Origin of the sequence: Joostella sp. CR20 (assembly GCF_038433465.1) — a bacterium.
In the GTDB taxonomy this organism is placed as follows: domain Bacteria; phylum Bacteroidota; class Bacteroidia; order Flavobacteriales; family Flavobacteriaceae; genus Galbibacter.
This window is the reverse complement of record NZ_JAESVF010000004.1, coordinates 26,160-50,954: the sequence shown is the minus strand read 5'-3', so window position 1 is coordinate 50,954 and position 24,795 is coordinate 26,160. Positions and strand designations below refer to the sequence as shown.

The 24,795-nt window shown below is 35.1% G+C and carries 23 protein-coding genes; 20 read left to right on the top strand and 3 right to left on the bottom strand.

Going from position 1 to position 24,795, the window contains the following annotated elements; all coding sequences use genetic code 11:
* The first annotated feature begins 10 nt into the window (after nucleotides 1–10).
* The 6 genes from rsfS (at nucleotide 11) to JMA43_RS07300 (ending at nucleotide 4,975) form a co-directional block, all read left to right on the top strand.
* Nucleotides 11–376 (top strand): ribosome silencing factor, encoded by a 366-nt coding sequence (gene rsfS, locus JMA43_RS07325; protein ID WP_342155835.1) that lies wholly within the window; start codon nucleotides 11–13, stop codon nucleotides 374–376.
* A gap of 147 nt (nucleotides 377–523) precedes the next feature.
* The gene (gene ftsH / locus JMA43_RS07320) at nucleotides 524–2,488 is read left to right on the top strand and encodes an ATP-dependent zinc metalloprotease FtsH (RefSeq protein ID WP_342155834.1); all 1,965 of its coding nucleotides are present in this window, start codon (nucleotides 524–526) and stop codon (nucleotides 2,486–2,488) included.
* Nucleotides 2,489–2,608: 120 nt separating this feature from the next.
* Complete coding sequence (locus JMA43_RS07315; protein ID WP_342155833.1) at nucleotides 2,609–3,217, top strand: LUD domain-containing protein; 609 nt, start codon at nucleotides 2,609–2,611, stop codon at nucleotides 3,215–3,217.
* Nucleotides 3,218–3,259: 42 nt separating this feature from the next.
* Nucleotides 3,260–4,075: a phosphatidate cytidylyltransferase gene (locus JMA43_RS07310; protein ID WP_342155832.1), complete on the top strand. Its 816-nt coding sequence runs from the start codon at nucleotides 3,260–3,262 to the stop codon at nucleotides 4,073–4,075.
* Entirely contained in the window at nucleotides 4,065–4,712 is a 648-nt protein-coding gene (locus JMA43_RS07305; RefSeq protein ID WP_342155831.1) for a phosphatidylserine decarboxylase family protein, read from the top strand. The genes JMA43_RS07310 and JMA43_RS07305 overlap by 11 nt, the downstream gene beginning before the upstream one ends.
* A 2-nt stretch (nucleotides 4,713–4,714) precedes the next feature.
* A complete protein-coding gene (locus JMA43_RS07300) occupies nucleotides 4,715–4,975 on the top strand; it encodes an acyl-CoA-binding protein (protein ID WP_342155830.1) in 261 nt (86 codons plus the stop codon).
* Nucleotides 4,976–5,047: 72 nt separating this feature from the next.
* Here JMA43_RS07300 and JMA43_RS07295 read toward each other — a convergent pair whose 3' ends face one another.
* Entirely contained in the window at nucleotides 5,048–7,678 is a 2,631-nt protein-coding gene (locus JMA43_RS07295) for a valine--tRNA ligase (protein ID WP_342155829.1), read from the bottom strand.
* A 128-nt stretch (nucleotides 7,679–7,806) separates the two neighbouring features.
* Between JMA43_RS07295 and JMA43_RS07290 the strand changes: the two genes are divergently transcribed.
* Nucleotides 7,807–8,196, top strand: coding sequence for a DUF1573 domain-containing protein (locus JMA43_RS07290; RefSeq protein WP_342155828.1), 390 nt, complete (start codon nucleotides 7,807–7,809; stop codon nucleotides 8,194–8,196).
* 51 nt (nucleotides 8,197–8,247) lie between these two features.
* Here JMA43_RS07290 and JMA43_RS07285 read toward each other — a convergent pair whose 3' ends face one another.
* Nucleotides 8,248–8,907, bottom strand: a complete 660-nt coding sequence (locus tag JMA43_RS07285; protein ID WP_342155827.1) for an MCP four helix bundle domain-containing protein — start codon at nucleotides 8,905–8,907, stop codon at nucleotides 8,248–8,250.
* A gap of 184 nt (nucleotides 8,908–9,091) precedes the next feature.
* Here JMA43_RS07285 and JMA43_RS07280 point away from each other — a divergent pair, with 184 nt between their 5' ends.
* The 10 genes from JMA43_RS07280 (at nucleotide 9,092) to JMA43_RS07235 (ending at nucleotide 19,575) form a co-directional block, all read left to right on the top strand.
* The gene (locus JMA43_RS07280; protein WP_342155826.1) at nucleotides 9,092–10,282 is read left to right on the top strand and encodes a pyridoxal phosphate-dependent aminotransferase; all 1,191 of its coding nucleotides are present in this window, start codon (nucleotides 9,092–9,094) and stop codon (nucleotides 10,280–10,282) included.
* Entirely contained in the window at nucleotides 10,275–11,297 is a 1,023-nt protein-coding gene (gene murB / locus JMA43_RS07275; protein WP_342155825.1) for a UDP-N-acetylmuramate dehydrogenase, read from the top strand. Before JMA43_RS07280 ends, murB begins: the two co-directional genes overlap by 8 nt.
* Before the next feature lie 115 nt (nucleotides 11,298–11,412).
* A complete protein-coding gene (locus JMA43_RS07270) occupies nucleotides 11,413–11,979 on the top strand; it encodes an RNA polymerase sigma factor (protein ID WP_342155824.1) in 567 nt (188 codons plus the stop codon).
* Nucleotides 11,980–11,982: 3 nt separating this feature from the next.
* Nucleotides 11,983–12,777 (top strand): anti-sigma factor, encoded by a 795-nt coding sequence (locus JMA43_RS07265; protein WP_342155823.1) that lies wholly within the window; start codon nucleotides 11,983–11,985, stop codon nucleotides 12,775–12,777.
* 254 nt (nucleotides 12,778–13,031) lie between these two features.
* Nucleotides 13,032–13,235, top strand: coding sequence for a membrane or secreted protein (locus tag JMA43_RS07260; RefSeq protein WP_342155822.1), 204 nt, complete (start codon nucleotides 13,032–13,034; stop codon nucleotides 13,233–13,235).
* Nucleotides 13,236–13,474: 239 nt separating this feature from the next.
* Nucleotides 13,475–14,062, top strand: coding sequence for an RNA polymerase sigma factor (locus tag JMA43_RS07255; RefSeq protein WP_342155821.1), 588 nt, complete (start codon nucleotides 13,475–13,477; stop codon nucleotides 14,060–14,062).
* 80 nt (nucleotides 14,063–14,142) lie between these two features.
* On the top strand, nucleotides 14,143–15,357 hold the full coding sequence (locus tag JMA43_RS07250; protein ID WP_342155820.1) for an Nramp family divalent metal transporter: 1,215 nt from the start codon (nucleotides 14,143–14,145) through the stop codon (nucleotides 15,355–15,357).
* A gap of 92 nt (nucleotides 15,358–15,449) precedes the next feature.
* Nucleotides 15,450–16,328, top strand: coding sequence for a lipoyl synthase (gene lipA / locus JMA43_RS07245; protein ID WP_342155819.1), 879 nt, complete (start codon nucleotides 15,450–15,452; stop codon nucleotides 16,326–16,328).
* 21 nt (nucleotides 16,329–16,349) lie between these two features.
* Entirely contained in the window at nucleotides 16,350–17,345 is a 996-nt protein-coding gene (gene gap, locus JMA43_RS07240) for a type I glyceraldehyde-3-phosphate dehydrogenase (RefSeq protein WP_342155818.1), read from the top strand.
* Between the two features lie 37 nt (nucleotides 17,346–17,382).
* Nucleotides 17,383–19,575: a tetratricopeptide repeat-containing hybrid sensor histidine kinase/response regulator gene (locus tag JMA43_RS07235; RefSeq protein WP_342155817.1), complete on the top strand. Its 2,193-nt coding sequence runs from the start codon at nucleotides 17,383–17,385 to the stop codon at nucleotides 19,573–19,575.
* Here JMA43_RS07235 and lpxK read toward each other — a convergent pair.
* Complete coding sequence (gene lpxK / locus JMA43_RS07230; protein ID WP_342155816.1) at nucleotides 19,572–20,579, bottom strand: tetraacyldisaccharide 4'-kinase; 1,008 nt, start codon at nucleotides 20,577–20,579, stop codon at nucleotides 19,572–19,574. The genes JMA43_RS07235 and lpxK overlap by 4 nt on opposite strands.
* Before the next feature lie 43 nt (nucleotides 20,580–20,622).
* On the opposite strand from lpxK, the gene JMA43_RS07225 reads away from it, so the two are divergent.
* The 3 genes from JMA43_RS07225 to JMA43_RS07215 all read left to right on the top strand — a co-directional run bounded on the left by JMA43_RS07225 (nucleotide 20,623) and on the right by JMA43_RS07215 (nucleotide 24,792).
* On the top strand, nucleotides 20,623–21,717 hold the full coding sequence (locus tag JMA43_RS07225) for a Nif3-like dinuclear metal center hexameric protein (protein WP_342155815.1): 1,095 nt from the start codon (nucleotides 20,623–20,625) through the stop codon (nucleotides 21,715–21,717).
* Between the two features lie 5 nt (nucleotides 21,718–21,722).
* Entirely contained in the window at nucleotides 21,723–22,502 is a 780-nt protein-coding gene (locus JMA43_RS07220) for a zinc ribbon domain-containing protein (protein ID WP_342155814.1), read from the top strand.
* A 451-nt stretch (nucleotides 22,503–22,953) separates the two neighbouring features.
* A complete protein-coding gene (locus JMA43_RS07215; RefSeq protein ID WP_342155813.1) occupies nucleotides 22,954–24,792 on the top strand; it encodes an ABC transporter ATP-binding protein in 1,839 nt (612 codons plus the stop codon).
* The last annotated feature ends 3 nt before the right edge of the window (nucleotides 24,793–24,795 follow it).

The window sequence follows — 24,795 nt, the reverse complement described above, 5'->3', positions numbered from 1 at the left end:
AAAATTTTTAATGGCAAAAACGAATAGTAGCACAGATCAATTAATAACATTTATCTTAAAAGGAATTGAAGAGGTAAAAGGTAATGATGTAAATATTTTAGATTTAAGAGATATTGAAAATACGGTTTGTGATTACTTCATCATCTGCAACGGTACTTCGAACACACAAGTAAACGCCATCGTAAATTCCATCCAAAAAATTGTTAGTCGAGAAATTAAAGACAAACCATGGCATGTGGAAGGAACAGATAATGCCGAATGGGTATTAATGGATTACGTAAATGTAGTAGTACACGTCTTTCAAAAACACGTTAGAGAGTATTACGATATCGAAGGACTTTGGGGTGATGCTAAAGTAACTGCAATATCAAACTAAGTAGCAACACTACTTAAAACTCCCAAAACAAGCTAGAGAAAAAGTACAAGCATAAATTTGCTGAAGTTAATTTAGGCGTTAAAAACAGTTAGATTAACTTTATAGACGAAAATAAATTCCCCTAAACGGGTTGACAAAATAAAATTAATGGCAAAAGAAAATAAAAACAATACAAGCCCAAAAAAACCTAAATTCAGCTCTTACTGGATTTACGGTGCTATTTTACTCTTCATCATAGGTGTACAATTATTTTCGGGCGGTAGTAGTTGGCAAACGCCTCCAGAAATTACACCCGATAAATTACAAGAGTATTTAAAAGAAGGCGATGTAAATAAGGTTGTAATTATCACAAATACTAGACGTGCAAATGTCTATTTAACCAAAGAAGCGAAAGAAAAAGAAATTCATAAAAACGCTCAAGATAAATCGCTTATTCCATCGACAGCGCAAATCCCACAGTACGAACTACAGTACGGTGATTTACAGAATTTTGAAAATAAATTAAATAGCACAATTACAGACAACAGTCTATCGACGTCGATTGTTTACAGTCAAGAATCGAGTCTCCTTGGTGATATCTTAGTATCAATTATTCCTTTTATTCTGATTATTGGAATTTGGGTATTTTTAATGCGTCGTATGTCTGGCGGAGGTGCTGGTGGTGCTGGTGGTCAAATTTTCAATATCGGAAAATCAAAAGCACGTCTTTTTGATGAAAAAACCGATATGAAAGTTACTTTTAAAGATGTAGCTGGTTTAGAAGGTGCTAAAGAGGAAGTTCAAGAAATTGTAGAATTCTTGAAAAATCCAGAAAAATACACAAATCTTGGAGGTAAAATTCCAAAAGGAGCATTACTTGTAGGACCTCCAGGAACAGGTAAAACCTTACTTGCAAAAGCAGTTGCCGGAGAAGCAAAAGTTCCTTTCTTCTCACTTTCTGGGTCTGATTTTGTTGAAATGTTTGTAGGAGTTGGAGCATCGAGAGTGCGCGACTTATTTAAACAAGCAAAAGACAAATCGCCTGCAATTATTTTTATTGACGAGATTGATGCCATCGGTAGAGCTCGTGGAAAAAATAACATGACTGGAAGTAACGACGAGCGTGAAAATACGCTTAACCAATTGCTTACAGAAATGGACGGATTTGGAACAAACACCAATGTAATTGTATTGGCAGCAACCAACCGTGCAGATATTTTAGATAAAGCATTAATGCGTGCTGGACGTTTCGACAGACAAATTTATGTTGATCTTCCAGACGTTAGAGAGCGTAAAGAGATATTTGAAGTTCACTTACGCCCAATTAAAACTTCTGAAACTCTAGACACCGATTTCTTAGCGAAGCAAACTCCAGGTTTTTCTGGTGCCGACATTGCAAATGTTTGTAACGAAGCTGCGTTAATTGCTGCAAGAAATGGAAAGAAAGCTGTAGATAAACAATCGTTTTTAGATGCAGTAGATAGAATTGTTGGTGGTTTGGAGAAGAAAAACAAAATCATCACTCCGGAAGAAAAGAAAACAATTGCTTTCCATGAAGCTGGTCACGCTACCGTAAGTTGGATGCTTGAACACGCTGCTCCATTGGTAAAAGTAACTATTGTACCGCGTGGACAAAGTTTGGGTGCTGCTTGGTATTTACCAGAAGAACGCTTAATTGTTCGTCCGGAGCAAATGGCAGACGAAATGTGTGCTACTCTTGGTGGTAGAGCTGCAGAAAAAGTAATCTTCAATAAAATTTCAACGGGTGCGTTAAGCGACTTAGAAAAAGTTACCAAACAAGCTAGAGCGATGGTTACCATTTACGGTCTGAATGACAAAATCGGAAACTTAACATATTACGATTCATCAGGACAGTCAGACTACGGTTTCTCAAAACCTTATAGTGAAGAAACAGCGCAACTTATCGATAAAGAAATTTCTAAAATTATCGAAGCACAATATATAAGAGCTATCGAATTATTAGAAAACAATAAAGATAAACTCACCGAACTAGCAGAACATCTTCTAGAAAAAGAGGTGATTTTCAAAGACGATTTAGAACGAATCTTCGGAAAAAGACCTTTTGCAAAAGACATTAAGGAAGCCGAAGAACAAGAACTAAACGGAAACTAAATATACAAACGGGAGTAAAAAATAAAATTTACTCCCGTTTTCTACGTTATAGTTAATAATTTTATACTTTTATATTTTAAAAGCACCAAATAACCTAATAATTCCCCCATTAATTATAGAATGAGCTTATTTAAGAAACTTTTCGGATCAAAACAAAAACAAGATACTTCTGGTACAGCAGCTGATCAAAGAGGAAAGTTTATGCCAGAAATTAAGCTTCCAACAGATGAAAAATTCACTATAAATTTCAAAAAAAATGGCGGTAAGTTTTTATACTGCGATTCTTTAGATGAAGTTTATGATTGCTTTCAAAACATTCTATCTGAAAATAATTGGGCTCCAGAGCAAGTTTGCTGCTTAGATGAAAAACTGAATCAAGTTTTTAATAAATTCAACATAAAGAAAACAAATGTTTGCCATAACGCAACGCTTCTTCTTTCGCCATGCGAAAACTTAGTTGCAGATATTGGTGCTATTTTAATTTCTTCAAACCAAATAAAAGAAAGTAAATTAAACGATTTACCTGATAACTTTATCATTTTTGCCACTACAAGTCAGCTCGTAGATACTATTGGCGAGGGTTTAAGAGGAATTAAAAACAAAAACAAAAATCAAATTCCAACGAATATTACTACCATTAAGCATTTTAGCATAAAAGAAGAAAATGATTTTCTTACATACGGAAGTAGTTCAAAAAACTTATATTTGCTGCTGCTAGAGGATCTTTAATTTTTCTAGAAAAACAGCAATTTAAACTAAAACCCGAACTGTGTGAAAGAACTTTTAAAACGTGCCTTAACTGGTATTATCTATGTTTTTTTACTTTTAGCAGCAGTATTTCTTAGTAATGATGCTTTCGATTTCCTCTTTCTTATATTTGGAATTACCTGCATATATGAGTTTAAAAAAATTATCCGCTTAAGTGGCTACTATATTTTTTTAGCATTTTTAGCACTTTGGTGGGTTTTTGTATATCTCCTCGGAGAAATTGCTTACCAAAACACCCTCAGAACAGTTTTACTTGTTATCTGTATAGCAGTAAATTTAGCGTTGATAGGTCGTTTATTTTCAAAAGAAAAACTCGACTACACCAACACACAAAAGTTTATTATTACCCTAAGTTATATTGGTGGCGGCTGTATTTTTTTAACTATGATTCCGTACCAAGTACATCATTTTGCTGAATCTTTAATAATTGGTATTTTTATATTGATTTGGGTAAACGATTCGTTTGCATACCTAGTTGGAAAAAGCATCGGGAAAAACAAACTTTTCCCAAGTGTTTCACCTAAAAAAACGATTGAAGGTTTTATAGGCGGACTCGTATTTGCACTTGGAGCAGCCTATTTATTGTATAAATACAGCGACGAACTCAACTTACAACAATGGTTATTACTAGCGTTTATTGTAGTTGTTACAGGGTCGATTGGCGATTTAGTAGAATCAAAATTCAAACGCTTAGCGGGCGTAAAAGATAGCGGAGCAATACTTCCTGGGCACGGTGGTTTATTAGACCGTTTGGACAGCTTAATTTTTGCCGCACCGTTTGCATACCTAACACTTCAAATATTTAATTATGTTTCATAAAGAAGGACATAAAATTATAGCCGTTACATTTATTATCATTGCTGCTGCAGTTATCTTGGCAGAATATTATGTGGGTATTTCTTGGCTAAAAACACTTATTCAAATTGCTTGTTTAATTGTTTTAGTTCTGATCTTACAATTCTTCAGAAATCCAAAAAGAAAAACAACTATCAGCGATGAAAATATTATCGCACCAGTTGACGGAAAAGTGGTAGTCATTGAAGAAGTATTCGAAAAAGAATATTTTAAAGACAAACGTTTACAAGTATCTATTTTCATGTCGCCAATTAATGTACATGTTACTCGATATGCGCTTAGCGGAATTGTAAAATACAGCAAATATCACCCAGGAAAATACTTGGTAGCTTGGCACCCAAAAGCTTCAGAAGAAAACGAACGTACCACCGTTGTTGTCGATAATCCAACTTACGGAGAAGTTTTATACCGCCAAATAGCGGGTGCGTTGGCAAAGCGAATTGTAAATTATGCCAAAGAAGGCGACCAAGCAATTCAAGGAACCGATGCTGGATTTATAAAATTCGGGTCGAGAGTAGACCTTTACTTACCGCTTGATGCAGAAGTAAAAGTTTCTTTAGGACAAAAGGTTAAAGGAGGAATAGACATTATTGCCAAATAAAGATGACTCTAGAAGAGCTCGATAAAGAATTTGAAGAGGCTGTTGCCCGTGTAAATAACTGTGAAGACTTATTCCCAGCAGATTTTTTATTGCGCTTATACGCCTATTATAAAAAAGCTACACAAAATAGCGAACCGCCAGGAAGTCGCCGTTCAATTATAAATGCTTTTAAAGCAAATGCACTTTTTCAAGCGCGCGGACTTACCGAAGAAGATGCCAAAAAACAATATGTGGCTTTGGTAAAATCGTATTTTAAGTATTAAAAAAACTCAACATAGCACATAAAAAATCCCGCCAATGAGCGGGATTTTTTATTGTATTACTGTAAAATATTATTATTTCAAACTTGCTAAACTGTCTTTCAAAGTTTCAATTTTTGCAAGTGCATCGGCTTCTTTTTGCTTTTCTACCGCCACCACTTGTTCAGGTGCGTTGTTTACAAAACGTTCATTCGATAATTTCTTCTGAACAGATTTCAAGAAACCTTCCGTGTATTTCAACTCTTCTTCAATTTTCTTAATTTCTTCTTCAACATCAATCGCTCCACTTACAGGAATAAAATACTCGTTTGATTTTACTCTGAAAGATAAGGCTCCGTCAACCTTTTCAGTAACATAAGTCAACGTATCAATATTTCCTAGCTTCTGAATAATACTGTCGAAAGTTGAAGCAACCGACTCATTATTCATTACAGAAAGCGAAATTTCATTTTTAAAAGCAATATTCTTCTCTTTTCGAATCGTTCTAACACCAGCAATTACTTCCGAAGCAAAATCAAACTCTGTAATAATCTGTTCATCGGCAGTGGTAAGTGTAGGCCATTGCGCAACAATTAAAGCTTCATCTGCGGTACGCTCTGACATAAGTTGCCAAATTTCTTCTGATAAAAATGGCATAAACGGATGTAAAATCTTTAAATTTTCTTCAAACAAAGCAACCACCTCAGCATAGGTTTTTGCATCGATTGGTTGTTGATAAGCTGGTTTAACCATTTCTAACAACCACGAACAAAAATCGTCCCAAACCAATTTATAAGTTGCCATTAAAGCATCCGAAATTCTATATTTTGAGAATTGCTCTTCAATATTTTTAAGTGTGTACTGAAACTTACTTTTGTACCAATTAATTGCTGTTTGCGCATAAGCTGGCTGCTCGATATCGGCAACTTCCCAACCTTTTACTAAGCGGAAGGCATTCCATACTTTATTTGCAAAATTCTTCCCTTGTTGACATAAACTTTCGTCAAACAACAAGTCGTTTCCTGCTGCAGAACTCAACAACAATCCAACACGAACTCCATCGGCTCCAAATTCTTCAATTAATTTTAAAGCATCTGGCGAGTTTCCAAGAGATTTCGACATTTTACGACGTTGTTTATCTCTTACAAGTCCAGTTAAATACACATTGTTGAATGGTTTCTTTCCACGGAATTCATAACCAGCAAAAATCATACGTGCCACCCAAAAGAAAAGAATATCTGGCCCCGTAACCAAATCGTTGGTTGGGTAGTAATATTCAATCTCTTTGTTTTCTGGCTCCATAATACCATTGAAAACACTTATTGGCCACAACCAAGAAGAAAACCAAGTATCAAGTGAGTCTTCATCTTGTTTTAAATCGGCAACAGTTAAATTTGTGTTTCCAGATTTTTCTTGTGCTTTTATCAGAGCTTCTTCAGGAGTTTCAGCAACAACAAAATCGTTTTCTCCATCCCCGTAGTAATACGCAGGGATTTGGTGTCCCCACCAAAGCTGACGCGAAATATTCCAATCGCGGATGTTTTCTAGCCAGTGGCGATAGGTATTTTCAAATTTCGACGGAAATAACTGTATCTCTTTATCAGTCAAAACAGCGTCGAGTGCAGGCTTCACCAAATTGTCCATTTTCAAAAACCATTGGTCGGACAAGCGAGGCTCGATAACTGCCTTGGTACGCTCGGAAGTTCCTACTTTATTGATATGATTTTCAGTTTTTACTAAAAATCCTTTTTCTTCTAATTCTTTTGAAATTTCTTTACGAACAACAAATCTATCTTTCCCTTCGTAATGAAGTCCGTTACTATTTAAAGTAGCATCAGCATTAAAAATATCAATTACTTCAAGATTGTGCTTTTCACCAAGATTTTTATCGTTTTCATCATGAGCAGGAGTTACTTTTAAACACCCAGTTCCAAATTCTACATCTACATATTCATCTTGAATAATTGGAATCACACGATTTGTAAGTGGCACAATTGCCTTTTTTCCTCGTAAATGCGTGTAACGCTCGTCATTCGGGTTGATACAAATTGCGGTATCTCCCAAAATAGTTTCTGGACGCGTAGTTGCAATAATTACTTTTTCGTCGCTTCCTTCAATTTGATACGCCAAATGGTATAGTAATCCTTGACGTTCTTCGTAAATCACTTCTTCATCAGACAGGGTAGTTTTTGCCTCTGGGTCCCAATTTACCATTCTGAAACCACGGTAAATCAGTCCTTTTTCATATAAATCAACAAAAACTTTAATCACTGATGCTGACATATCGTCATCCATCGTGAATTTTGTACGCTCCCAATCACACGAACATCCAAGTTTTTTAAGTTGCTCTAAGATTACACCTCCGTACTCTTCGGTCCAATCCCAAGCGTGTTTTAAAAACTCTTCACGTGTTAAATCGGATTTATTGATGCCTTGCTCTTTCAACTTCGCCACTACTTTTGCTTCAGTAGCAATTGAAGCATGGTCGGTACCTGGCACCCAACAAGCGTTCAATCCTTTTAGACGCGCTCTTCTGATAAGCACATCTTGAATTGTGTTATTCAACATATGCCCCATATGCAATACTCCGGTGACGTTTGGCGGTGGAATTACAATGGTGTATGGCTCTCTTTCATCTGGCTCTGAACGGAAAAAATCATTTTTCATCCAGTAGTCATACCATTTACTCTCAACCGATTTGGCATCGTATTTTGATGGAATATTCATATTTTGGAACACTTTTTGAATTAAGATTGCAAAAATAGCTATATCCGTAAGATTATAAAAGATAAACGATAAATTTTGCGGGTTGCTTAAAAGTAAGTAAATTTGATATTCACTTAAATCTTAAAAAGATGAAAAAATTACTAATGCTTTTATTTGTTGGAGTGATTGGTTTTACTGCCACAGCTCAAGACAAAGTAGCAAAAATAGAATTTAAATCCGATGTAATTGACTACGGAGAAATCTCAAAAGGAAGTGATGGTGTTCGTGTATTTGAATTTAAAAATACAGGTACTGCTCCCCTAGTAATTTCTAATGTGCGCTCTAGTTGCGGATGTACAATTCCTAAAAAACCTAAAGACCCAGTTGCTCCTGGAGACACTGGTGTGATAGAGGTTAAATATGACACAAACAGAACTGGACCAATTAGAAAAACTATTACGGTACAGTCGAATGCTGAAACCCCAACAGTGGCTTTAAAAATTAAAGGAACTGTGATGGCAAATAGCACTGGGAAATAACAAAAAGTATATTTTTTATAATGAAGCGACTCAAGTTTTGGGTCGCTTTTTTTATGAATTGAAATCGGTGTTTTTGACAACTTTTAGATTCGGTTTAAATATTTTCTTGGCAACACGTTTTGGAACGGTAACTAATAAAACTACAATTAAAAACACGACCAAAACCGTTAAAGCCAAACGGAAATAATACAATTGATTTGACGTATAAAACTTTTTAAAAGAGTGCGATTTTAACTCTTCTCCTACCTCCGATTGCACATCTATTAATTGCGACAACAACTTTTGCATACTAGAATACAGCGCAAATAAATCGGCTTTATTAGATGTTTCCAACTTGGAAATTTCTAGCGTCTTTAATTTTTCATAATTAGAAACAAACTCTTGCAAATACTGCTTTTCATTCGGCACAAAGTAGGTTGCTTCGTAATGGTTTAACAAAGAATCGATAGCATGATTTAAGTGTTTATGCTGAATAACATCCGAAGGGAATTCTATCAATTCCTTTTCTTTCTGATGTAATAATTGCGATACATAATAAATATCTGAAGCTGGTATTAACCTATCGACATACAAAGACGACATGTCTTTATTCATTTCTTTTAATTGCCAATTTTCCACCAAGCTACTTAAAAAAATAACCGCCAAAACAGCCGACAATCCTAAAATAAGACGTCCACGTCGCTGAAACGATATATTGTAAAAAGCTTTCAATATTACAAGGTTAACCTATACAATATACTACAATTTACACAAACACAATCAAGGTGTTACGGTAAAATAACGCGAGAATATTCAATACAGAATATTTGTATGTTATCTTAATTACAGAAGATTGAAAAACTCCAACGATTTATTAAATATATTTTGCAAATTTGCACGATATAAAACTTGAGATATGCCAGTAATTTCTGAAAAAGGGCTTAAAATGCCTGAATCCCCTATTAGAAAGTTAGTTCCTTATGCTGAAGATGCTAAAAAAAGAGGAATCAACGTATTTCACTTGAATATTGGACAACCCGATATTAAAACCCCTCAAGTTGCACTTGATGCGGTTAAAAACAACAACTTAGAAATTTTAGAATATAGCAGAAGTGAAGGTTCGGAAGAATACCGTACTAAACTTACCAAATATTACGCAGGGAGAGACATTAATGTAAATCCAAAGGAAATCATCATTACAACAGGTGGTTCGGAAGCGTTAATGTTTACCATGGGGTCTATTACAGATACCGACGACGAAATTATTATTCCAGAACCATTTTACGCAAACTACAATGGTTTTGCTACCGCTTCGGGCGTGAAGGTTGTACCTGTAGTTTCTAAAATAGACAATAATTTTGCGCTACCTCCAATCGAGGATTTTGAAAAACTAATCACTCCAAAAACAAAAGCCATTTTAATTTGTAACCCAGGGAATCCAACTGGATACATGTATTCGAAAGAAGAAATTAAAAAACTGGCTTCTATCGTTAAAAAACACGATTTATTTTTAATTGCTGATGAAGTTTACCGTGAATTTGCATACGATGGTGCCGAGCATTATTCTATTTTACAAGAAGAAGGACTTGAAGACAACGCCATTGTTATCGATTCTGTTTCTAAAAGATACAGCATGTGTGGTGCGCGTATTGGTTGCCTAATCACAAGAAATAAAGAAGTTATTACAACGGCTTTAAAATTTGCACAAGCAAGACTTTCGCCTCCTTCATACGCCTTAATTGCCAGTGAAGCTGCATTAGACACTCCGCAAAGTTATTTTGACGAAGTAATTGAAGAATATGTAGAACGCAGAGATTTATTAATTTCTGAATTAAATAAAATTGAAGGTGTTACGGTAGCAAAGCCACAAGGTGCATTTTATTGTATTGCAAAATTACCAGTAAAAAACACCGATGATTTTGCGCAATGGCTACTAGAAAAATTCGATTTAAACGGAGAAACTGTTATGGTTGCTCCTGCAGCTGGGTTTTACTCAACTCCTGGTATTGGTTACGACCAAATTCGAATTGCCTATGTACTTAAAAAAGAAAACTTGGTAAAAGCCGTTGCAATTTTAAAAGAAGCATTAAAACAATACAATGCGTAAACAGCTTAACATTCAACACAACATTTCGCTAAAACCATACAATACATTTGGCATTGATGTTTTAGCAAAAAGCTTTATTGCTGTTTCTTCTGTTGAAGAACTAAAAGACGTATTTACTTTAGCTGAATACGATACTAAATTCATTCTTGGAGGAGGCAGCAATATGCTGCTTACCAAAAATGTTGATGCGTTGGTTGTAAAAGTTGATTTAAAAGGAAAAGAAATACTTTCCGAAGCAAACAATACAAGTTTTGTAAAAGTAAATGCTGGCGAAAATTGGCATGAATTTGTGCTTTGGACACTCGAAAATAATTTGGGAGGTGCCGAAAACTTATCGCTTATCCCAGGAAATGTTGGTACAGCACCCATTCAAAATATTGGTGCGTATGGGGTTGAACTAAAAGATATTTTTCACAGTTGTGAAGCGCTTAATACCGAAACATTGGCTTTAGAAACTTTTAGTTTAGAAGCTTGCCAATTTGGGTATCGAGACTCATTTTTCAAAAGAAATAAAGGAAAATACATCATTACAGCTGTTACCTTTAACCTCACCAACAAAACGCATCAATTAAATATTTCTTACGGAGCCATTGAAGCCGAATTAAAAGCGCAAGACATCACAACGCCTACCATAAAAGATGTTTCGAACGCTGTAATTAGTATTCGAAAAAGTAAATTACCCGACCCAAAAGAACTTGGAAATAGCGGTAGTTTTTTTAAAAACCCTGTGGTAAGTACGCAACAATTTGATGTGCTAATAAAAAATCATCCTAACATGCCACACTATGTAGTTTCAGATAGTGAAGTAAAAATTCCTGCAGGATGGCTTATCGAACAATGTGGTTTCAAGGGAAAACGTTTTGGCGATGCTGGTGTTCATAAAAATCAAGCTTTGGTTTTGGTAAATTACGACCAAGCCAGCGGTGCAGAGATATGGGACTTAGCACTAAAAATTCAGCAAACAGTTCAAGAAAAATTTAATATTACCATCGAGCCCGAAGTAAATGTGTATTAGCAGAAAAAGCAGCTAACCATCATTTATTTTCGTTTTAATTAATACTTTTGATTTTTTCAGCAGAAATTTGCAGCTAACAAACGCATATTTCGCGCCCCACTTTAGCATTAAATATATGAGTCAACTTCTTGAAAAAAACATCATTTCACTCCTTCAGCAGAAAGACGAGAAAGGAATGTCTCTATTGTATGAATACTATGGAGATACGTTGTTTGGTGCTGCACTAAAAATCACAAAAGACGAAGACCTCGCCAAAGATGTTTTGCAAATAAGTTTGATGAAGATTTGGAAAAAAATTGACACTTACGACGCTAAAAAATCAAAACTTTTTACGTGGATGTTTCGCATTACCAGAAACACCGCCATCGATAAAATTAGAAGTGCCAATTTAAAACGCGATCAGGAAATCCAAATCGAAGTTTCAGACGTATATAATTTAGGAGTCGATAGTGTAAACCCTGAACACCTAGATATAAAAAAGCACTTAGGTAGTCTTGACGAAAAATATCAAATAGTTATGGAAGCCTTATTTTTTCAAGGCATGACGCAACAAGAAGCCAGCGAAGCACTCGATATCCCGTTAGGAACTGTTAAATCGAGACTAAAAATTGGTCTTAGAGAGCTTAGACGAATATACGACCCTGCTATGTTGTCAATTTTGTTTTATTTGATCATTCAGTAAGCCATGAAAAACGAAGTTAAAATATTTTTAGAAAGTGACTTGTTAGAGCGCTATTTAATTGGCGAAACAAGTTATGAAGAAGAAGTTCGTGTAGAACACTATCTGGACACGTATCCAGAAGTTTTAAAAGAATACCAAACTCTTGAAGACAATTTGGCTATGTACGCAAAAGCACATGCCAAACAAGCTCCAAAAGAGGTTAAAGAAAACGTATTAAAGCAAATTAAAGAAGAAGCGCATACAAGTAAAAAAACAGTGCCTTGGTACTTTATTGCGGCATGTGTAACCACCCTTTTATTTGGTGCAACTACCATTACATTATGGAACCAAAATAAACTGCTTTATAACGAAAACAATACTGTAGCCACACAAATAGAGAGTTTAAAGAAAGACATTGTTAACACCAATTCTAAACTCGAAAACATTAAAAGTAAATATGCCGTTTTAAACGATCCTGAAACTCGTAAGTATGTAATTACAGGAAACGAACGTGCAAAAAACTTAAAATCGGTTGCGTATATCAACCCGAAGGAACGTATTTCTGCTATCAATGTAGTATCGATGCCAGAACTTCCAAAGGATAAAGAGTTTAAAATGTGGGCAGAAGTTAACGGCGAGATGATAAGCCTTGGTGTTTTAGAAAAAGCCGACAGAAAACTGATGGCACTTCCTTTCCAAGACAATGCCTCTAACTACAAAATCACTATTGAATCTAAAGGAAATAACGACTTTGCATCAATTGATAGTGAGGTTGCCAACATTAAAGTTTTAGAAGAAAAAGAGCAAGTTACCAACTAAACCTTGCTAGTTTCAAAATATAAATGAAGCTGCTCAAAAAGTAAAACGGATTATCATCCTCAATGCTTTTAGAGCAGCTTCTTTTTTTAAGAAGGCTTTATCATTATTCCGCAGCACATTTTGTATCTTTGCACCACAATAATTCAGTTTTAAAAAGATAAAAATCTTCAATAAAAATGAAATTATTGTAATATCCGTTCTAGCATTTCGTCTAAAGAAAAGTTAGAAAAACAAAAAGCAATAAATTTACACAGATGAAACTTTTATTAATAAGCGTTGTATTACTAGGACTAGCATTTGCTGGAATTGCCATTAAAATATGGGGAAAAAAAGACGGGAAATTTGCTGGAACATGCGCTAGTCAATCGCCATTTTTAAATAAAGAAGGAGAACCATGTAGTTTCTGCGGAAAAATGCCAGACGAGCAAGATTGCAAAGCGGAAACGCAACAAAACTAGTATTTGTTTTTATACTGAAATAATTGAGTTTGTAGAAAACACAGGCCGTACATCAGGAAAATTAAAAGCATTTCAACGCAAAAGCAGAAACAAACTGAAGCTTATTTAGTAGGTAACAAAATTGTTACAATTAGTAAGAATACTACAATTCAATTTACAATCCGCTTTCTATTTTGTATCTTTAAAACTAATACCGATATAATTTCTGCGGAAGAAAAAAGCGCTAAAATAGCGTTCAATTGAAAAAACAAATTGCATTGCCAATAACATCAGAACAAATTCTAGAAAGTATCCAACGCGCAAAAAAAGGCGATCAAAAATCGTTTAGTTTTTTGCTTGACACTTTTTGGAGTGATGTGTATAGTTTTCAAATTCTTCGCACACGAAACGAGAATGATGCCGAGGATATCACGATAAGAACTTTCTCTAAAGCTTTTGATAAAATTGATACTTTCGACGAATCTTATGAGTTTAAAACTTGGCTTATTACCATTTCAAAAAACATTCATATTGATTTAATTCGGAAGAAAAAATCGGAACTCAGCCACAAAACACTTCCGCAAGAAGAAAGCAATCTTTATAACGTAGCCGACGACACTCCTACTGCGGAAGATAATTTAATTACAGAACAAAACTTAGCGACACTCCTTCAGCATATTAAACGCTTAAAACCGCACTACCAACAGGTTATTAATTTGCGTTACTTTCAAGAACTTTCATACACTGAAATTGCCAAAGAATTAAACGAACCTTTAAACAATGTAAAGGTAAAACTCCTACGAGCAAAGAAACTCTTGGCAGAAATAATTCATCAGAAAAAAAACTAAATATTTTAGTACATTTGGCGGCTATACCTCATTTAAAAATGGGGTTTTTATGTATGTAACAAACACCAACCAACAATTTTGTGATACGGTTTTTAAAAAAATTAGGCCCCGGACTTTTATTTGCTGGAGCAGCTATTGGAGTTTCGCATTTAGTCCAATCTACCCGAGCTGGTGCCGACTATGGTTACGGACTTTTATGGGCATTGCTTTTAGTTCATCTTTTTAAATATCCCTTTTTTCAGTATGGGCCTCGATATGCTTTAGCCACAGGCGAAAGTTTACTAGAAGGCTACCAAAAACTAGGAAAAGGTATTTTAGCTGTTTTCTTCATTCTCAATATCACAACAATGTTTACCATTCAAACGGCAGTAACCATTGTAACCGCTGGGCTTGCTTCCAACTTATTTGGCATTAGTACAAACCCTATTATTTGGAGTATTGTCATCACTATACTTTGCATGGTAATTTTGCTTTTTGGAAAATACAAGCTGCTCGACAATTTAATGAAGGTTATAATTACCACCCTCACCATTTGTACTATTATTGCTGTATTTATGGCGAATTCTAAGGTAGATACTTCTTTAAGTTTTACACAAATTATCCCTACCGACACCGCAGGACTTGCTTTTATTATTGCATTTATGGGATGGATGCCAGCCCCGCTAGATGTTTCTGTTTGGCAATCGTTATGGGCGTTGGAAAAGAGAAAAGTTGATCGTTCGTACAAAACAAAACGCGCCATCACCGATTTTAATATTGGCTATGCAAGTACCATTATTCTCGGTGTTTTTTTTATAAGTTTAGGTGCTTTGGTTATGTATCATTCCAACGAAAGTTTTAATAATGGCGCAACTCAATTTGCGTTTCAGCTTATAAACATGTACACAAAGACTCTGGGAGAAGCTGCTTATTACGTTATTGCAATTGCTGCCTTTACTGCAATGTTTAGCACTACTCTAACTACGCTCGACGCCTCACCGAGAGCTATGGCAAAAACTTCGAGTTTACTGTTTAATTTTCAGTTTCGATACAATTTTATGTTTTGGATACTCATTTTGGCAATTGGTACTATTTTCATTTTATTGTTTCTATTATCAGAAATGAAAATGCTTATCGATATTGCTACAATCTTATCGTTTGTTACCGCTCCTTTCTACGCTATTATCAACTACAAATTGGTTTGTTCCAAACACATGCCAAAAGAGTGGAGACCTTCAACTGCAATGCATATTTTAAGTTGGGCAGGAATTCTCTTTTTAATAGGTTTTTCGGTTTGGTATATCATCAGTTTATAAAAAATACTTTTACAAAGCTTCTTGTTACTTGCTCGCAGATTCGGCTAATTTTCAAACTTTACTTCGTATCTTTGTCATCATAAAATTTGGATATGAGTATAGATACTGCAAGCAGCGTTGCACCACCAAGAACTGGCAAGCCAAAATGGTTACGTGTAAAATTGCCTACCGGAAAAAAATATACCGAACTAAGAGGCTTGGTTGACAAGTACAACCTACACACCATTTGCACCTCCGGAAGTTGCCCAAACATGGGTGAATGCTGGGGAGAAGGAACGGCTACATTTATGATTTTAGGAAATGTTTGTACACGTTCGTGCGGATTTTGTGGCGTTAAAACTGGAAGACCAGAAACTTTAGATTGGCAAGAACCCGAAAAAGTAGCGCGCTCCATCAAATTAATGAGCATCAAACACGCGGTAATTACTTCGGTAGACCGAGATGATTTAAAAGATATGGGGTCGATTATGTGGGCCGAAACGGTAAAAGCAATACGCCGTATGAATCCAAATACCACACTCGAAACCCTTATTCCAGATTTTCAAGGAGTAGAAAGAAATATCGACCGTATTGTTGAAGTTTCTCCAGAGGTTGTTTCACACAACATGGAAACTGTAAGACGACTTACACGCGAGGTTAGAATTCAAGCAAAATACGACCGTAGCTTAGCGGTTTTAAAATATTTAAAAGACCAAGGTATTAACAGAACTAAATCTGGAATTATGCTTGGTTTGGGTGAAAAAGAAGAAGAAGTTATCGAAACGCTTCACGACCTAAAAAATGCAAATGTAGATGTGGTAACTATTGGGCAGTACTTACAGCCTTCAAAAAAACATTTACCCGTAAAACAATTTATCACTCCAGATCAATTTAAAAAATACGAAGAAATAGGTTTGGATTTAGGGTTTAGACATGTAGAAAGCGGTGCTTTGGTGAGATCGTCTTACAAAGCTCATAAACATGTATTATAAAATAGTTTAGCTGAAATTACTTTGAAAAAAACACGCATTGCCATAAATGGTTTCGGGAGGATTGGACGTACCGTTTTTAGATTGTTACTCGAAAATCCAGAAATTGAAGTTGTTGCTATTAATGATTTGGCAGATACAAAAACGCTGAGTCACTTATTAAAATACGACAGTATTCATGGTGTTTTACACAAAAACATCAAACACGATCGAGACCATATTATTGTTGATGAAAAGAATTTCCCGTTATTAAATTGCAACACCTTAACATCCATCAACTGGAAACCTTTTGATGTTGATATTGTAATTGAAGCTACAGGGAAATTCAAAACGCGAGAGCACTTACAGCATCATATTATCGGCGGTGCTAAAAAAGTAATTCTTACGGTCCCCCCAACCGACGAGTCTATAAAAATGGTTGTTTTGGGTGTTAACGAATCTATTTTAGACGGAAGCGAAACCATCGTTTCAAACGCTTCGTGTACTACCAACAACGCCGCACCGATGATACAGGTGATTAAAGATTTATGCGGAATCGAACAAGCATACATTACAACGGTGCATTCGTACACTTCCGACCAAAGTTTACACGATCAACCACATCGCGATTTACGTAGAGCACGTGCGGCAGGACAATCTATCGTTCCTACAACAACTGGAGCTGCCAAAGCACTTACAAGTATTTTTCCTGAATTGAGCAGCACCATTGGAGGTTGCGGCATCCGTGTGCCTGTTCCAGATGGTTCGTTAACCGATATTACATTCAACGTAAAAAAAGAAACTTCCATAGAAGAAGTAAATGCTGCTTTTAAAAAAGCTTCAGAAACACATTTTAAAAATATTCTTTCCTACACAGAAGATCCTATCGTATCTATCGATATTATTAACAATCCGTTCTCTTGCACCTTTGATGCACAAATGACATCTGTTATCGGAAAAATGGTAAAAATTATTGGTTGGTACGACAACGAATATGGATATAGTAACCGGATTGTCGATTTAATTAAGCTGATTAAATAGAAATAATTATATTTACTGCATAGCCACCAATGTAATTATGCGCTTTGTAGCCCTCATAATCTTAATCTTTTTTACATCTATTCGCGTAGATGCACAAACCAATATTGCCTATAAAGATAGTATAGAAGCAATTACAAAACAGGTATACTTCTATAAAAACTCAGGCGAATACGAAAAAGCACTTAAAGCAATCGAAAGAGGATTGCAAATTGCCGCCAGCACCGATAATATCGAATCAATTGTAGATTTCTACAACCTCTCTGCTCGATTAAATTTACAATACGACAAACCTGTAAATCCGGAAATTTATTTAAAAGAAGCCCGCGAAGTTTTGGGGCTTTACAAATACAACGACGGTCGTGCCACAACCGCCATCCTTGAAGCTTATCTAGCTGCAAAAACTCAAAACATTGAGAAGACAGAAACACTCATAAATGAAGCTTTAGAAACTGTAGACTATAACGACAAAAGCCTCTTAAACGTTGTGTTATTTTTTCAAGGGCTGTGCTATAAAGAATTAAAAGAATACGACAAAGCGAAGTCTATTTTTCAGAAAATGATTCCTCCAGATCATAAATACGAAAAAGATTTCCTTCTTGCTGCAACACAACTTTCTTTGGCAAATATTTATGCGAATTCTAAAAACTATGAAAGTGCAAATATTCTACTCGACAATGTTTTGCGAACCGCTGCTCGTCATAAATTCCCGAAAATATTATTAGGTACTAACCTCTTAAAATATCAAATTGCAGAAGACAACAACGACCATTTTGCAGCACTACTCTACTTTAAAAAAGCCGATAGTTTAAAACAAAAATATTTCAGTCCAGATATCCTCAGGAAACAAAACGAGGCTGCTTTTACAAATGAAGCTCAGTTTTTAAATAATGTAATTGCTCGAATGAGTCAAGATGAAATTGAGCAACAACAAAAAGTAAATATTTCAAAACTCACTTCGGTTTTAAGTTCAGCTTTGCTAATTATAATTTCGTTACTTACCATCTCGTTGTACAGAAACAACCAAATAAAATTTAAAACCAACGATTTATTACTGAAAAAAAACAAAGAATTACAACTTGCAAAAGAAGAAGCAGAGAGAGCGATGCGCGCCAAAGGGCAGTTTTTATCTACCGTAAGTCATGAGCTACGCACACCTTTATACGCAGTAACCGGACTCACACATTTATTACTCGACGAAGATCCAAAACCGAGTCAGAAGGAACACCTAAAATCTTTAAAATTTTCTGGGGAATACCTTTTAGATTTCATCAATGATATTCTTCAAATAAATAAAATTGACGCGAATAAACTTGTTGCTGAAAAAATAATATTCGACCTCAAAAAAACACTCGAAGACGTTGCCTATTCACTTCGTCAAACAGCAAAAGAAAACAAAAATACCATCGTTTTAAATGTAGATGAAAACATTCCGAAGAAATTAATTGGCGACCCGCTAAAGCTTTCGCAAATATTAATCAACCTCGTTGGAAATGCTTTAAAGTTTACCGAAAACGGAAAAGTAATTGTAAACGCTCAACTAGTGAGCACTTCCGCCAGCACTCATAAAGTTCATTTTGAAGTGAATGACGAGGGAATTGGAATTTCAGAAGAAATGCAAAAGAATATTTTTGAGAGTTTTTCGCAAGGTTCAATTCAAATTAACAGAAAATATGGCGGTACCGGACTCGGACTTACCATTGTAAAAAGTTTGTTGAGTTTGTTTAACAGCGATATTCAGGTGAGAAGTGAAATTGGCATGGGAAGTTCTTTCTTTTTTGATTTGAATTTTGACCTTCCAGATGCTTCAGAAATTATAGAAGTTGAAGCCGAAGAACTTGAAGAAGCTGTACTAAAAGACTTAAATTTCTTAGTGGTTGAAGACAACAAAATCAACCAAGTTATCACCAAGAAAATGTTGGCTAAAAAAGGGATTAATGCCGATGTTGCCGATAACGGTTACGACGCCATTACTTTAGCCAAAGAAAACGATTACGACCTTATTTTAATGGACATCCACATGCCTGGAATAAGCGGATTAAAAGCTACTGAAGAAATTAGAAAGTTTAACGCCACCATCCCTATTATTGCGTTAACCGCGCTTACCATCGATGAAAGTGCAGAAGACTTTTTTAGCTACGGATGCAACGACGTAATTACCAAACCTTTTAAACCTGATGTTTTTTATAAAATTATCGGGAATGCAATTGCCAAAACAAGCAATCACGTTTAAGCTTTTTGCGCTACAAAATCTAAAACCAACTTATTAAAAGCATTGTTTTGTTGGTCGAGAAACACAGTTTCTATTGGCAAGTAAAACACATTTGTTAAACTCTTTTCAAGTCTAACAAAATCCTTTTCGGTAGTTAATACAAATGCTTTTTCTTGAAGTTTTTTAATTTCACTATCCGAAAAATTATGATGGTCTGGATATTTTAAATGCTCGAATAAAAGTCCTTTTTCTGTTAAATATTTCAACAGAGGTTCTGGATGTGCAACTCCAGTTACCAAGGTGAACTTTCTATTTTTAAGACTTTCCAATTGAATTTTTTCTGAAGTTGACAACACTTCTTCTTGATACGAAATTCCTGTGAAAAATACTTTTTGATGCTTCGAAATATGTAATTTCTCTATAATTTGCTGTTGTTTTTCAGCAGAAAGATTGAACGGACATTTGGTTACTACAATAATCGAAGCTCTTTTGGCTTGCGCTTTTGTATCGCGAAGATTCCCTGCTGGCAACAACAAATCATCGACATACAAATCGTTGTACATCGTTAATAAAATGTTTAATCCAGCTTTCACTTTTCGGTGTTGAAAAGCATCATCGAGTAAAATCACATCGGGGTTTACGCGCTGTTTTAACAACGAAATTCCATGCTGTCTATCTTCATCAACCGCTACGGAAACTCCTTTTAATTTTGAATGGTATTGAAAAGGCTCATCGCCCAATTCGGTTACTGTCGTATATTCATCAGCAAGTAAAAAACCTTTAGAAGCACGTTTGTAACCTCTACTTAAAATTGCAGTTTTATATGTTGCTAAAAGTGTTTTTGCAACATATTCGGTCATTGGAGTTTTACCCGTTCCACCAACACTTAAATTCCCGATACAAATAACCGGAAAGTCATATTGTACCGATTTGAGCACTTGAATATCAAACAAGTAATTCCTAATAATTATTACAACTCCATACACCCAAGAAAACGGGAGGAGTAATTTTCTCCAACTTCGCATAAAGCGAAATTAGAATATTTTATCTTTGAAAAAAAATGACTGTATGCTTATTCAAGATGTAATTAATGCCATTGAAGAAATTGCGCCCTTAGCTTATGCCGAAGATTTTGATAATGTCGGACTGCTAATTGGCGATAAAAATGAAAAAGTAACTGGAGTTTTGGTCAGTTTAGATACGCTTGAAGCTGTTGTAGACGAAGCGATTGAGAAAAATTACAACCTTATTGTGAGTTTCCATCCTATTATTTTTTCAGGTTTAAAAAAACTTACTGGGAAAAACTATGTAGAACGCGTGGCGCTAAAAGCAATTAAAAACAACATTGCTATTTATGCTCCGCATACAGCCTTAGACAATAGCTTTGTTGGTGTAAATGCAAAAATTTGTGATGTTCTTGGACTCCAGAACAAGCAAGTTTTAATTCCGCAGAAAAACACTATAAAAAAACTCACAACATTTGTTCCTACTGAAAGTGTTGCTAAAGTTCGCGAAGCAATTTTTAATGCTGGCGGAGGAAGTATTGGTAATTACGACCAATGTAGTTTTAACATTCAAGGCACTGGAACTTTTAGAGGCAATGAAAATTCCAACCCAGTAATTGGTGAAAAAGGCAAAATACAATTTGAAGAAGAAACACAAATTGGAATTACGTATGCAAAGCATTTAGAAAGCAAGATTTTAAAAGCACTTTTTAATAGTCACCCTTACGAAGAAGTAGCCTACGAAATCACCACGCTCGAAAACACCAACCAACATATAGGTATTGGAATGATTGGAGAGTTGGAAAATGCCCAAAATCCGATAGATTTTCTTAAATTCGTAAAAGAACGCATGCAAACAGGATGCGTAAGACACTCAGAATTAACAGATAAAAAGATTAAAAAAGTAGCAGTTTTAGGTGGTAGCGGTGCATTTGCAATTCCAAATGCAATTATGGCTGGCGCTGATATCTACATCACAGGCGATGTAAAATATCATGACTTTTATAAGGCTGAAAATAAAATAATTATAGCCGATATTGGTCATTATGAAACAGAACAATACACAAAAAATCTTTTAGTTGAGTATCTTACAAAAAAATTCACTAATTTTGCAGTCGTTTTATCAGTTTGTAATACAAATCCCGTCAAGTATTTATAAAAAATATGGCAAAGAAAATAGAAGCAACAGTAGAAGAAAAGTTAAGAACCTTATACGACTTGCAACTTATCGATTCTAGAATCGATGAAATTAGAAATGTTCGTGGTGAATTACCTTTAGAGGTTGAAGATTTAGAAGATGAAGTAGAAGGTTTAAGAACACGTTTAGACAAACTCAACGGGAGTCTAGAAGAAATTACACAAGAAATTTCTAACAAGAAAAACTTAATTGAAGAAGCTAAAACTTCTATTAAAAAGTATAGCGAGCAACAAAAAAATGTTCGTAACAACAGAGAGTACAACTCTTTAACAAAAGAGATTGAGTTTCAAGAATTGGAAATTCAATTGGCTGAAAAGCACATCAGAGAATTTAAAGCACAAATCGAGCAGAAAAAAGAGGTTATCGCGCAGTCTAAAGAACGTTTGACTGAAAGAGAAAACCACTTAAAACACAAAAAAGGTGAGCTTGACGATATTTTAAAAGAAACTGAAAAAGAAGAAAAAGCTTTAATGGACAAGAGCCTTTCTTACGAAGATTTAATTGAAGACAGATTACTTACTGCCTACAAGAGAATTCGTAATAGCGTTAAAAACGGATTGGCAGTTGTTGCTATCGAGCGTGGTGCTTCTGGAGGTTCTTTCTTTACAATTCCACCACAAGTTCAAATGGAAATTGCTTCTCGTAAAAAAATTATTACAGACGAGCACAGTGGTAGAATTTTAGTAGACCCTACTTTAGCAGAAGAAGAAAAAGAAAAAATGGAAGCTTTATTCGCTTCACTTTAAAATATTCTTTACAACATCTAGCCTCGCAAATGCGAGGCTTTTTTTATTCCCCACATTTACATAACTTTTACTATCTTTTATTTCGTTTTTGAAATGTTCTTTTCAATAACACGACTAAGTGTTTAACTTAGTTTAAAATAGAGAAGAATATTTATGCTGTTTGACCTATTAAAAAAGTTTTAAAAATCAAGGAAGCAGAAATGGAAAAAGATAAAAAGTTGTTTGAGCGAAGCGAGTTCTTTTTATCTGTGGCAGAGGTTTCCGTAGATTTTATTAAACTTTTTTAATTAGTCTTGACTTTTTTGTTTCGTTTTTGTGTCAAGACAAAAATGAAAAACAACTATTAACTGAATATCTATTATAGTTTCATATTTACTATGATTCGATTTAAGTTGAACTGAGTTAACCAAATCTCCCGAACACCCAATACAATTCATTAAAACAAAAAAAATTGCCAAGAAATTTACAATCACTAAAAGAGAAAAAGAAAAACAAAACCTCTATAAAAGATTCTTTTAACGCACTAAAATACATTCCTCGTTTTTCATCAGAAATATGGAAAACCCACAAGGTAATGTACACTACAAACACCATCGCTAGGCTCATAAACGCCTTCGCACCGGTGGTTTTACTGTGGGTAGGAAAACTAATTATAGACGAAATAATCCTTCAAATAAACGCTACCGATAAAGACTTTACATTACTGTGGAAATACGTAGCGCTAGAATTAGGAGTTGCTTTAATTTCTGATTTGATAAGTAGACTCATCACTTTAACGGACGGACTTTTAGGCGATTTATACGCCAACAAATCGTCGGTAACCATTATTAAGAAAACCAATGAAATAGAAATTAGTCAGCTTGAAGACCCTGAGTTTTACGATAAATTAGAACGCGCACGTACACAAACTACCAGTCGTGTAAATTTAATGTCGAACATCTTAACTCAAATTCAGAGTTTAATCAGTATAGCTTCGCTTATTGCAGGACTTATTTATTTTGAACCTATCCTGATTGCGATTTTAATTTTAAGCATAATTCCGTCTTTTATCAACGAAATAAAATTTAGCTCTCAAAGTTACTCCCTCGCTCGTAGTTGGACATCCGAAAGGAGAGAACTCGACTATTTACGATTTGTTGGCGCGAATGATAAAACTGCAAAAGAAATTAAACTCTTCGGACTTACCGATTATATCGCCAACCGTTTTAAAGTTCTTTCTGATGAGTATTATAACCTCAACAAAAAACTTGCAATTAAGCGGAGTACTTATGGTGCTTTGTTTAATTTACTCGGCGTGCTTTCGTACTATGGTGCCTACGTACTTATAATTTACCGCGTGCTAACAGGTGTTATCACCATTGGAGAACTTACCTTTTTAAGTGGTTCTTTTAATAGATTGCGCACCAACTTACAAGGTTTCTTTTCTCGCTTTACAAGTATTTCTCAAAGTGCCTTGTATTTAAAAGATTACTTCGACTTTATCGATTTGGAAGTCGACCAGCATCAAGAAGGCGAAGTGCCATTACCTGCTTCCATTAAAGAAGGATTTACACTTGAAAATGTAACTTTTAAATATCCTGGAAGTGAAGATTATGTTTTGAAAGGAGTTTCTTTTCAATTAAAAGCTGGCGAAAAAATGGCTTTTGTTGGGCAAAATGGCGCTGGAAAAACAACACTCATCAAACTCTTTTTACGCTTCTACGAACCAACTTCTGGAACTATTTATTTAGATGGAATTGATATTAGAAAATTCAATAAAAACGAATACCAAAAAGTATTTGGTGTGATTTTTCAAGATTTCTTTAGATATGAATTTACTGTTCGTGAAAATATTGCTGTCGGAAAAATTGATGAAATAGAAAACTTCAATAGAATACAAGACGCTTCTGAACGTAGTTTAGCTTCAGAAGTTGTTGATGACCTCGAAAAAGGATACGACCAGCAACTCGGAAAACGTTTCAACAAAGGTCAGGAATTATCGGGCGGACAATGGCAAAAAATTGCATTGGCAAGAGCTTATATGAAAGATGCCGATGTCCTTATTTTAGATGAACCTACTTCGGCACTAGATGCCAAAGCAGAATACGAAGTTTTTGAGCGCTTTATTGGACTTACCAAAGGAAAAACAAGTATCATTATTTCTCACAGATTTAGCACCGTTCGCATGGCGGATACTATCTTAGTTTTAAAAGACGGAAAAGTGTTGGAGTTAGGCACACACGTAAGTTTAATGGAAAACAACAGTCTGTATGCAGAGTTGTTTGCGCTTCAAGCTTCTGGTTATCAATAAATC

Bases quoted from the DNA above. Each gene is read 5' to 3' on its own strand.
- JMA43_RS07305 (WP_342155831.1), top strand. From the start codon at position 4,065: ATGTTTCATAAAGAAGGACATAAAATTATAGCCGTTACATTTATTATC.
- JMA43_RS07225 (WP_342155815.1), top strand. From the start codon at position 20,623: ATGCTTATTCAAGATGTAATTAATGCCATTGAAGAAATTGCGCCCTTA.
- ftsH (WP_342155834.1), top strand. From the start codon at position 524: ATGGCAAAAGAAAATAAAAACAATACAAGCCCAAAAAAACCTAAATTC.
- rsfS (WP_342155835.1), top strand. From the start codon at position 11: ATGGCAAAAACGAATAGTAGCACAGATCAATTAATAACATTTATCTTA.
- JMA43_RS07290 (WP_342155828.1), top strand. From the start codon at position 7,807: ATGAAAAAATTACTAATGCTTTTATTTGTTGGAGTGATTGGTTTTACT.
- JMA43_RS07265 (WP_342155823.1), top strand. From the start codon at position 11,983: ATGAAAAACGAAGTTAAAATATTTTTAGAAAGTGACTTGTTAGAGCGC.
- JMA43_RS07260 (WP_342155822.1), top strand. From the start codon at position 13,032: ATGAAACTTTTATTAATAAGCGTTGTATTACTAGGACTAGCATTTGCT.
- JMA43_RS07235 (WP_342155817.1), top strand. From the start codon at position 17,383: ATGCGCTTTGTAGCCCTCATAATCTTAATCTTTTTTACATCTATTCGC.
- lipA (WP_342155819.1), top strand. From the start codon at position 15,450: ATGAGTATAGATACTGCAAGCAGCGTTGCACCACCAAGAACTGGCAAG.
- JMA43_RS07280 (WP_342155826.1), top strand. From the start codon at position 9,092: ATGCCAGTAATTTCTGAAAAAGGGCTTAAAATGCCTGAATCCCCTATT.
- JMA43_RS07270 (WP_342155824.1), top strand. From the start codon at position 11,413: ATGAGTCAACTTCTTGAAAAAAACATCATTTCACTCCTTCAGCAGAAA.
- JMA43_RS07220 (WP_342155814.1), top strand. From the start codon at position 21,723: ATGGCAAAGAAAATAGAAGCAACAGTAGAAGAAAAGTTAAGAACCTTA.
- JMA43_RS07295 (WP_342155829.1), bottom strand. From the start codon at position 7,678: ATGAATATTCCATCAAAATACGATGCCAAATCGGTTGAGAGTAAATGG.
- lpxK (WP_342155816.1), bottom strand. From the start codon at position 20,579: ATGCGAAGTTGGAGAAAATTACTCCTCCCGTTTTCTTGGGTGTATGGA.
- JMA43_RS07315 (WP_342155833.1), top strand. From the start codon at position 2,609: ATGAGCTTATTTAAGAAACTTTTCGGATCAAAACAAAAACAAGATACT.
- JMA43_RS07300 (WP_342155830.1), top strand. From the start codon at position 4,715: ATGACTCTAGAAGAGCTCGATAAAGAATTTGAAGAGGCTGTTGCCCGT.
- murB (WP_342155825.1), top strand. From the start codon at position 10,275: ATGCGTAAACAGCTTAACATTCAACACAACATTTCGCTAAAACCATAC.